Source organism: Leptolyngbya cf. ectocarpi LEGE 11479, from assembly GCF_015207065.1.
GTDB classification, from domain to species: domain Bacteria; phylum Cyanobacteriota; class Cyanobacteriia; order Phormidesmidales; family Phormidesmidaceae; genus Leptothoe; species Leptothoe ectocarpi.
This window is the reverse complement of record NZ_JADEXP010000261.1, coordinates 1-9,211: the sequence shown is the minus strand read 5'-3', so window position 1 is coordinate 9,211 and position 9,211 is coordinate 1. Positions and strand designations below refer to the sequence as shown.

The following is a 9,211-nucleotide window of genomic DNA, read 5'->3' as shown; positions in this document are numbered from 1 at the left end:
GGATGCACCCCCAAACGCCCACCGTACCAGAGCCGAGACATCTCCTCATAGATGCGCACCACCCCGACCACCTGATCAGGCTGATCAAGAGTGTGAGCAATAGCCACAATCGGGTAAGACCTATGATCGATGGAATCACGGTCATCCCCTTGGAAAAGTCCCTGTTCTTCACAGAAAATCTGTTGCCTGAGGTCAAAATAATCAGCAATCTCAGATTTAGAAAGAGCCAGCTGAAAACTATAGGTACGTTTTTTCATAGTCTTGGATACTAATTCTCAAACAAAGACAGCGCCGAACAGGCTCCGCACTTAGCACAGCCCGCCTTCATCTCACTGGACAACAAATTTGCCCGTTTTAGCAGTTGGCCAATACCCTGATACAGGTCATACATAAACTCACTGCTGGGGGGCTGATGGTGGGCCAATGGAGTACCGCTGATGGGCACAAAGGGCACAACAAAGGGATAAACACCGATGTTAATCAACCGCTCGCTGATATCTAATAATGTCTCTTTGCTATCGCCTAGACCGGCCAACAAATAGGTGCTGACCTGACCGCGACCAAAGACATTTGTAGCCGATTCAAACGCCTTAAAGTAATAGGAAAGTGGCACCCTGGCTTTACCGGGCATAATCCGCGATCGCACCTCAGAATCCGCCGCTTCCAGGTGCATGCCTAAACTGTCGATGCCCGCTGAGCGCATACGCTCAAACCAAACAAAGTCATTGGGGGGCTCACACTGGGCCTGGATGGGCAGATCCACTCGAGCCTGAATCGCCTGGGCACAGTCTGTCAGGTAAGCCGCTCCTCGGTCGGTGGTGTTGGGTGTCCCTGTGGTCATGATCATGTTTTCCACCCCGTCTAGACGCACAGCCGCTGCGGCCACTTCGGCTAGCTGTTGCGGTGTCTTCTGGGCGATGGTGCGGTCGGCGGCTAGGGATTCGCCAATGGCGCAAAACTGACAGGCGGTTTTGCGATTTTCATAGCGAATGCAGGTTTGCAGCACCGTGGTAGCTAGGACATTGCGGCTGTGGAGTAGGGCAATTTTCCAGTAGGGAATGCCGTCAGCAGTAGTGAGGTTGTAAAACTTAGGCTGCTCTGGAAAATCGAGCGCGGTGATTATCTGGTTGTCTTTGGTCAGCACAGACTGACCGGACTTAGAATCTACGCTGTAGGGAGACTGGGCCGCACCATCGGTGTACACCGGGACCATAAATGTTGTTTCACCAATGGTGACTGCTTTGTGGTCCGATGGTCCGGCTCCTCCTTTACGACCTGAGGCACCAACGGTATCGGTAACCAGGTTGAGGCCCTTGGTTTGAAGCTCGGTAATCACCTGCTGTGGGTTCATGGTCTGGCAAATTAAAAGGAATATCTAAAATATACTGGGCGGTTGGTGCTTTACTCTGGTGTGGACTCTGTGGGAGCAGTCAAGGGCTCTGGCGTAGCGGGTGGGAGAGTCTCAGCAGTCGTAGCTGTTTCTGGAGATACGACGGCATAGGCGGACTTGTTCACACTCAGCTGCAGCAGATCGGGACGGGCGTAGTGGCCCACCGAGTCCATCATGCGTTTGCGCTTGGTGATAAGAGAGAAGTCTAGATCTGCGATCGCAATCCCCTCCCCTTCCCGAATCGGCTCACACAGGGGCACCCCTTCGGGACTAATAATGGTCGTATAGCACCCACCCCGTAAGACCTTTTCCAACCCTTCATTGGGGGCAATCTCGCTCACCTGTTCCGCCGTCAGCCAGCCCGTCGCATTCACGACAAAACAACCCGACTCCAGCGCATGGTGCCGCAGGGTCACCTCAGTTTGATCCGCAAAAATCTCCCCTACCATGGAACCCGGAAACTGAGCACAGTGAATCTGTTCATGGTTAGCCATCAGACTATATCGAGCCAGGGGATTATAATGCTCCCAGCAGGCCAGGGCACCCACTCGACCCACCGCCGTATCGCACACCTGCAGGCCAGAGCCATCTCCTTGTCCCCAAACCATACGTTCATGGTACGTAGGAGTGATCTTGCGCCGCTTAAGCAAACAGGTGCCATCGGCATCAAAAATTAGCTGAGTATTATAGAGAGACCCTTGATCGCGTTCATTCACCCCCAGAACCACCACCATCTGATGGCTGCTAGCAGCCCGACTTACCGCCTCGGTCACCGGTCCCGGCACTTCCACGGCTTCCTCGTAAAGCCGCATATGCTCTTTACCCATGAGTACCGGCGGCAGCACAAACGAAAAATAAGGATAGTAGGGAACAAAGGTTTCTGGAAAAACAACCAATTCTGCGCCCTCTTGGGCCGCATCGTCAATGGCTTTTAACACTTTTTCCACAGTGCCTGAGCGGCTGTACAGTACAGGAGAAATTTGTACAGCGGCTGCTCTCACGGTGCGAGAGAAGTCCATAGTGACTTATGGGTTAGGGGATGGGTTACGGGACAAGACTTTCATTCTGACAAGAAAATCTGCTGGTGAACTATAACGGCGTTATTAAAATAATTCACCAGCAGCTGTTAGAAGGAAAGATGTGACGGACAGGAACGCTAGTTTCGAGGAATAGAACCTAACGGACAACGTGATTTACATAGTCCAGGTATCGAGTATAAACGCGCCGTCTTTGCGATGTAGCAAGACAATATCCAGCACATCTAACGGATTAATCGGTGTAATCCCAGGAATTAAAGAAGGCTCACCGTGGCCGTAGAGAGCCTGCAGCGCAAACCGACAGGCATAGACCTTACCGCCTTCTTCCATCAGCTTGACCAGCTGATTGTTCATCGCCATATGGCCAGGAAATGCCTCATCGCCTAGCTTAGGAAATCCGCGCTGTACACCTAGGGTTACCCCAGGACCGTAGAGCAACACCGACGTCTCAAACCCTTTGCGAATCAGGCGGGTAGCCTGCAATAAATTAACCAAACCAATGGAGCCTTCAAAAGCAACTGTGTGGAACGTCACCAGCGCTTTCTCTCCAGGCTCCGCTTGAACATCCGGGAATACTTTTTCCTCGTAGTTGACAAAAAAGTCACCGGTCTTATGAGCGGGGGCGGTTACTTCAGGCATTAGAGTCACTCTCACATGCGAATTTGTCAGCAGCTTAAAAGGTCTCAGAACCTCTACCGGTATCTGTTGCTACAAAGTCAGAAAGCCTGACAAATGAGACAGCCAAAATGGTCAAAATGATTTAATAAAGTCGCGAGAGATAATTTAAAAGAGCATCACACTGTTTAAAAGTACAGGTTTATAGGGATGGATGCAAAATTTCTGGATACTTTGCATAGCTGTTCCAAGCCATGGCCTGCCCATAAGCCGAGATCTTAGGGTTTGGTAGCCGTGGCTACAGGCTATTCCAAATCTGATTTCTATGGTTGGACTGTGCTGTTATCAGGTATCCACACCATGCAGGTGCTCACAAATTCTCACTTTCCCGTTGCCATTATTGGGGGTGGTCAAGCCGGACTGTCAATTAGCTACTGCCTGAAGCAGCGAGGTATTGATCACATCGTTTTTGAAAAGAATAAAATTGCCCACTCCTGGCGTTCCAAGCGATGGGATTCATTCTGTTTAGTAACACCCAACTGGCAGTGTATGCTACCCGGCTATCCTTACTCCGGTCATGCCCCAGATGGCTTTATGCAGCGGGATGAAATCGTGCGGTACATTGAGGACTATGCCGCCTTTATAAAGCCTCTGATCAAAGAGGGGGTGACGGTTTCAAAAATATACAAGCCTGAAAACGTATTTGAAATTGATACCTCCATCGGTCACTACGTTGCTGACCAGGTGGTGGTAGCCACAGGCGGGTATCACACCCCAAAAATTCCTAGAATGGCGGAACGGCTACCCCTGAATCTCACCCAACTCCATTCATCGGAGTATAAGAATCCCGAGTCTTTGCCAGAGGGCGGTGTTTTAGTTGTCGGCACAGGTCAATCAGGCTGCCAAATAGCGGAAGATTTGCACTTGGCCGGGAAACAGGTTCATCTATGTGTTGGCGGTGCCCCGCGCGCGCCCCGCGCCTACCGAGGAAAAGACGTGGTGGACTGGCTCGATCAGATGGGCTACTACGATATGTCCATTGATGATCATCCCCAGAAAGAATCTGTCCGCACTAAGACAAATCACTATGTCACCGGCCGCGACGGTGGCCGCGAGATCGACTTACGCCGTTTTGCCCTGGAGGGGATGCATCTCTATGGCAAACTCAAGTTTATTGACAGGCAGCATCTGGAGTTTACAGATGACCTGGGGCGCAATCTTGATCAGGCCGACGCGGTAGCCGAGAGTATTAAACACACCATCGATGCCTACATTGAGAAAAATCAGCTAGATGCACCAGTAGAGCCCCCTTACCAGTCGGTATGGCAGCCCCAAAGCGGTCCCTTATCCTTGGATATAGAAACCGCTAATATTTCCACCGTGATCTGGTCCACGGGGTATCACACCGACTTTAGCTGGATCGATATTCCTGTTTTTGATGGTAAGGGCTACCCTGGCCATGAACGGGGGGTGACGACATCCCGAGGGCTATACTTTTTAGGACTGCCCTGGTTATATACCTGGGGCTCAGCCAGATTTTCAGGCATTGCCCGCGATGCTAACTATTTAGCTGACTGTATTGCTCTAAAGCATCGGGTATTGCCCCGTCAGCTAGGCCGCAACGTAAATGAAGTAGCATTGGGGTCATAGCCTGCTGCCACCTACTATCGTTTTGCCCATGGGTTTATTTGATACGTCCAACAAGCTCTCGCCCGCCCAGCTGCAACAGATTAAGTCTTGGGTATACCAGACTCTGGCCCTAGAGGAGACTATTCCTGTGTCCATTAGTCAGCTAACCTGTACAGAACCCGGCTGCCCACCGCTGGAAACAGTCATTTCCGTCATGACCCAGCCACCTAAAACCTATAAACTACATCAGCCTGCGGCAGAGATTAGTCAGGCTGATGTAGTGCAGGCTTTGAGAGCGGAGAACGAATAAGTTGCGTAAAGTCCCTTTAGAACCAGAGGAGTAACAACAAAGCCCCAGCTATTCAACACATTCCATAGTCCGCCAACGGCTGCTACCCATTTTCAGCATGTCATCACCGTCTCTTAATTTCATAGCTAGCCAACCCAGCTTGAAATTAGGGTCAAGACTGTCAAACCAAACCCTGACAAATTTTCCATCTGCACTCAGTTCTGCGGGAGAACGGGTGAGATAAACAGGGGCACTCGCAGCTGGACCATCAGGGCTACCGGCAGACGCTCTGATAGGTAAACCTCCTGGCGCATAGTAAGCGATGGGTCCAGGTTGTGTCTTTGAATTAACTTGACGACACAGTTGGTTGAACTGAGATGTTTGGGCAAAGGCTGATGTTGATATTAGACCTGTCAGGATAATAAAGCTCAAAACGAACGGTACTAACCATCTTGTAAGAGATTTAACTCCTTTTTTGTTAGCCATTTCATTAACTTCCTTAAGACAGAGTAGATGAAGCTTGAAGTCGAGTAGTCAAGCTCTTCAAAGATTTGACCACCAGAGAAACTCTCAGAGCTTATTTTTCAGAATAATGTCGGCTATGTGTAGCAAGCGACTATTTATGCAACACGTAAAACTATCAATGGTTTTTGTTTATGAAAATTAATTTAAGGTGACAGTAGAGTCGCCACTGCTTGCTTTTATGCAAGCGTACAGTCTGACTTCAGGATGCAGTCAGCGATGATCGGCCTAAAACATTACAAAGTTTACAGATAGATAAATTGTTTTGTTTGCTATAAACATTTCTAGGCTAAGCCGCTTCCCATAATCGTCCATAATCGTTAAGCAAAGTATTTGAGGACTGAGCGCCCTATGGTCACTGCAACCGCACCCACTGAAGTGGTAAAAACCGTTCCTGTTACGGTGCTAACGGGATATTTGGGGGCTGGTAAGACCACATTACTTAACAATATTCTTACCCATGAGCATGGCAAGAAAGTAGCTGTAATCGTCAATGAGTTTGGCGAGGTGGGGATTGACAATCAGCTGGTGATTGATGCTGATGAAGAAATCTTTGAGATGAATAACGGCTGTATTTGCTGCACCGTGCGGGGCGATTTGATTCGCATTATTGGTAACCTGATGCGGCGGCGAGATAAGTTTGACCATCTGGTGATTGAGACCACTGGTCTGGCAGATCCGGCTCCCGTGATTCAGACCTTTTTTGTGGATGAGGATATCCAGTCGCAGCTGTTGTTGGATGCGGTGGTAACGGTGGTGGATGCCAAACATATTCACCAGCATTGGGACAGTGATGAAGCCCAGGAGCAAATCGCCTTTGCCGATGTGATTTTGCTCAACAAAGTGGACTTGGTCACACCGGAGGATCTAGATGCCCTAGAGGGCAAAATCCGGGACATGAATGCCCTGGTGAAGATCTATCGGACTCAAAACTCTGAGCTAGAAATGGACTCTATTTTAGGGGTGCGGGCCTTTGATCTGGACCGGGCGCTAGAGGTGGATCCTGAGTTTTTGAGTGAAGATGCTCACGAACATGATGAGTCGGTTTTCTCTCTGGCCTTTGTGGAGAATGGGGAGTTAGACAAGGAAAAACTCAACACCTGGATGTCGGATTTATTGCAGACTAAGGGACCGGATATTTTTCGAATGAAGGGGATTCTCAATATCCAGGGAGAGGATAACCGGTTTGTCTTTCAGGGGGTGCATATGATCTTTGATGGCAAGACCGAGCGACCCTGGAAGCCGACGGAAACTCGCAAGAGTGAGCTGGTGTTTATTGGTCGTAATCTAAACGAAGCTGAGCTGAGAGAAGGCTTTCGGGCTTGTTTGGTATGACGGCGCGATCGCAAAAAAATCTGAACAAAAAATCCAAATCCCGCTCCCGCTCAAACACCTTTAAGGTTACCTGGCAGGGGGCACTGCAGGACTATGTGACGGCCCTAGCCTGGTCACCGGATGGGACCGGACTGGCGGTGAGTTCCTCTAGCGGAGAGGTTGTCTTTTGGTCAGCAGATAGCGAATTAGTACCTCTGCTGTCGGCTCAGGCCGATGGAGCCATTAACTGTCTGGGCTTCTCGGCTGATGGAGCCTACTTGGCGGCGGCGGGACAGCAGGGAGATGTATTTGTCTGGGCTGTTCAGGCGCTGGATCAGCCACCTACGGTTCTGCAGCATCCCTCCATTTGGGTTGATCGGCTGGCTTGGCATCCGCATCAGCCCTGGCTAGCCTTTGGAATAGGTAGCCAGGTGCAACTATGGGATGTAGCTCAGGGGCAATCGCTTACCCAGCTGGACTTTAAGAAATCCTCAGTACTGGGACTGGCTTGGCACCCTGAGGGTACGCTGCTAGCGGCCAGCGGCCACAGCGGTATCAAGGTTTGGTCCAGCGATGACTGGCAGGCTAAGCCTGAGTTTATTGAGGTGCCCGGTGCGAGTATTTTTGTGGCCTGGTCCTCAGATGGTCGCTATTTAGCTTCTGGTAATTTGGACCGGACGCTGACGGTAGTGTCGTGGGGACATCCGCCGCCGTGGCTGATGCAGGGCTTTCCGGGCAAGGTGCGCCAGGTGGACTGGGCCATGCCCGTAGCCGATCGGCCATCGCTGGTAGCAGCAGCCTGTCTGGAGGGGATAACGGTTTGGCAACGCCAGGGGCAGGGTTGGGAGAACCAGGTATTGACTCAGCATGACGGTACGGTGGTTGCGATCGCATTTCATCCCACCGCTCGCCTGCTGGCCTCGGCGGCCCAGGATGGTCATCTGTGCCTCTGGAAAAATGCCAAGAGTTTGCAACAGACTCTAAAAGGTGTGGCTGCGGGTTTCTCGGCAGTTGCCTGGCATCCTCAAGGTGACTACTTAGCGGCTGGCGGCAATCAGGGAGAGATTCTTATTTGGCAGCCAAAGACTCAGGGTCAGGGCTTTCAATAAGCGTATGTTCAAATGAAACCGTCCCACGAACAACGTTGGCTGAGCGGAGTCGAAGCCAACCTTGCACGATCGGCGTTCCCTTCGACTCCGCTCAGGGAACACTTACGCTCAGGGAACACTTACGACCGACTAGAATGGAACGGTAAGAATAGGTCGGCTACGATGACTGCCATCAACCTCAACTTAGAACCGTTAGTCCATAGGCTAACCCATGAGCAGTTCTACAGACTCTGTCTGGCGAACAAAGATATTGCCATGGAACGAAGTTCAGTAGGAAAGCTAATTATCATGTCCCCAGTTGGTGGCGAAAGTGGACGAAAAGAAGCTAACTACATTGCTGATTTGGTGTTCTGGAATCGTCAAACCGGCTTGGGTGAGGTATTTAGTTCTTCAACAATCTTCAACTTGCCTAACGGAGGCGATCGCTCGCCGGATGCAGCCTGGGTCAGTTCAAAGCGCTGGAACGATCTAACTCCAGAACAACGGACAAAGTTTCCACCCATCTGTCCTGATTTTGTGATTGAACTGCGGTCTGAAAGCGACCGTTTGAAGCCGCTGCAGGAGAAGATGCAGGAATATCTTGATAGTGGGCTGGGGCTGGGATGGTTGATCAATCCTCAGGGAAAAACTGTTGAGATTTATCGTCCGGGTCAGCCAGTCGCGGTGAAGAATTTTCCGGCTACGGTTTCAGGAGAAGATGTTTTGCCTGGATTTGTTTTGGAGATTAAGTAGGATGTGTCACGACGCATTAATCTGTTTGGAAAATCTGTTGCTGTACTATTTTTTGCGATCGCACTCTTCTGCTGGAGAAGAAGCGCCAGCCCGCCCAAGGTTGGAAACCTAGGGCTAACTGAAGGGTGTCCACTAAAAGGGACACAATTATCGGAGATGTGTTTTTAGGATTCGCTTTCACAGCAGTTGGCTGGTGCTCGGTCCACAACCGAGCACCAGCGCTTCCACACCAAATTGTCCCTTTTAGCGGACAACCCTCAGCTAGCGCGGGCGTTTCAACCCAGCGCGGGCTGCAGCTGCATTACGGTTTCAATCAACCCTGACGCGTTTGGTTAAAATCGCCATTAGTTCATTGGGTCGCCCGGTGGGTAAGGGTTTGCTCCAGTCATTGGGCTCGGCATAGTTGAGCTTATGGAGTAGGGCAATGGTGTTACGAATGGCGATCAGGCTGCCAAACAGCGTGTGGTTGACGTTTTCGTATTGAAACTCGGGCAGCGATGGGTTGGCAGGCGGAACGTTGGACGCGCCTGCGCCCTGGTTGGTGTCTCTAAACATGGGATCTGGTCTCCAGATA

11 protein-coding genes are annotated in these 9,211 nt (G+C 50.8%); 5 read left to right on the top strand and 6 right to left on the bottom strand.

Annotation, left to right across the window (positions count from 1 at the left end):
* The 4 genes from IQ260_RS22035 to IQ260_RS22020 all read right to left on the bottom strand — a co-directional run.
* A partial coding sequence (locus IQ260_RS22035; RefSeq protein ID WP_322745019.1) for an MSMEG_0567/Sll0786 family nitrogen starvation N-acetyltransferase occupies positions 1–257 on the bottom strand: 257 nt, incomplete at its 3' end.
* An 11-nt stretch (positions 258–268) separates the two neighbouring features.
* Positions 269–1,351, bottom strand: a complete 1,083-nt coding sequence (locus IQ260_RS22030; protein ID WP_193995238.1) for an MSMEG_0568 family radical SAM protein — start codon at positions 1,349–1,351, stop codon at positions 269–271.
* Between the two features lie 50 nt (positions 1,352–1,401).
* Positions 1,402–2,409 (bottom strand): Nit6803 family nitrilase, encoded by a 1,008-nt coding sequence (locus tag IQ260_RS22025; protein ID WP_193995237.1) that lies wholly within the window; start codon positions 2,407–2,409, stop codon positions 1,402–1,404.
* Between the two features lie 174 nt (positions 2,410–2,583).
* Positions 2,584–3,066: an MSMEG_0572/Sll0783 family nitrogen starvation response protein gene (locus IQ260_RS22020; protein ID WP_193995236.1), complete on the bottom strand. Its 483-nt coding sequence runs from the start codon at positions 3,064–3,066 to the stop codon at positions 2,584–2,586.
* 270 nt (positions 3,067–3,336) lie between these two features.
* Here IQ260_RS22020 and IQ260_RS22015 point away from each other — a divergent pair, with 270 nt between their 5' ends.
* Both IQ260_RS22015 and IQ260_RS22010 read left to right on the top strand, forming a co-directional pair.
* Positions 3,337–4,692: an MSMEG_0569 family flavin-dependent oxidoreductase gene (locus IQ260_RS22015; RefSeq protein ID WP_322745018.1), complete on the top strand. Its 1,356-nt coding sequence runs from the start codon at positions 3,337–3,339 to the stop codon at positions 4,690–4,692.
* Positions 4,693–4,720: 28 nt separating this feature from the next.
* Positions 4,721–4,981, top strand: coding sequence for a hypothetical protein (locus tag IQ260_RS22010; protein WP_193995235.1), 261 nt, complete (start codon positions 4,721–4,723; stop codon positions 4,979–4,981).
* 48 nt (positions 4,982–5,029) lie between these two features.
* Here IQ260_RS22010 and IQ260_RS22005 read toward each other — a convergent pair whose 3' ends face one another.
* Positions 5,030–5,446 carry a hypothetical protein gene (locus IQ260_RS22005; protein ID WP_193995234.1) on the bottom strand — a complete coding sequence of 139 codons (417 nt, stop codon included), beginning with the start codon at positions 5,444–5,446 and terminating at the stop codon, positions 5,030–5,032.
* A gap of 387 nt (positions 5,447–5,833) precedes the next feature.
* On the opposite strand from IQ260_RS22005, the gene IQ260_RS22000 reads away from it, so the two are divergent.
* The 3 genes from IQ260_RS22000 (at position 5,834) to IQ260_RS21990 (ending at position 8,637) form a co-directional block, all read left to right on the top strand.
* Complete coding sequence (locus IQ260_RS22000; RefSeq protein ID WP_193995233.1) at positions 5,834–6,817, top strand: CobW family GTP-binding protein; 984 nt, start codon at positions 5,834–5,836, stop codon at positions 6,815–6,817.
* Entirely contained in the window at positions 6,814–7,905 is a 1,092-nt protein-coding gene (locus IQ260_RS21995) for a WD40 repeat domain-containing protein (protein ID WP_193995239.1), read from the top strand. The genes IQ260_RS22000 and IQ260_RS21995 overlap by 4 nt, the downstream gene beginning before the upstream one ends.
* A 162-nt stretch (positions 7,906–8,067) precedes the next feature.
* Complete coding sequence (locus IQ260_RS21990) at positions 8,068–8,637, top strand: Uma2 family endonuclease (protein WP_193995232.1); 570 nt, start codon at positions 8,068–8,070, stop codon at positions 8,635–8,637.
* Between the two features lie 309 nt (positions 8,638–8,946).
* Here the strand turns inward: IQ260_RS21990 and IQ260_RS21985 are convergent.
* On the bottom strand, positions 8,947–9,211 hold a 265-nt coding region (locus IQ260_RS21985), incomplete at its 5' end, for a hypothetical protein (protein WP_322745017.1).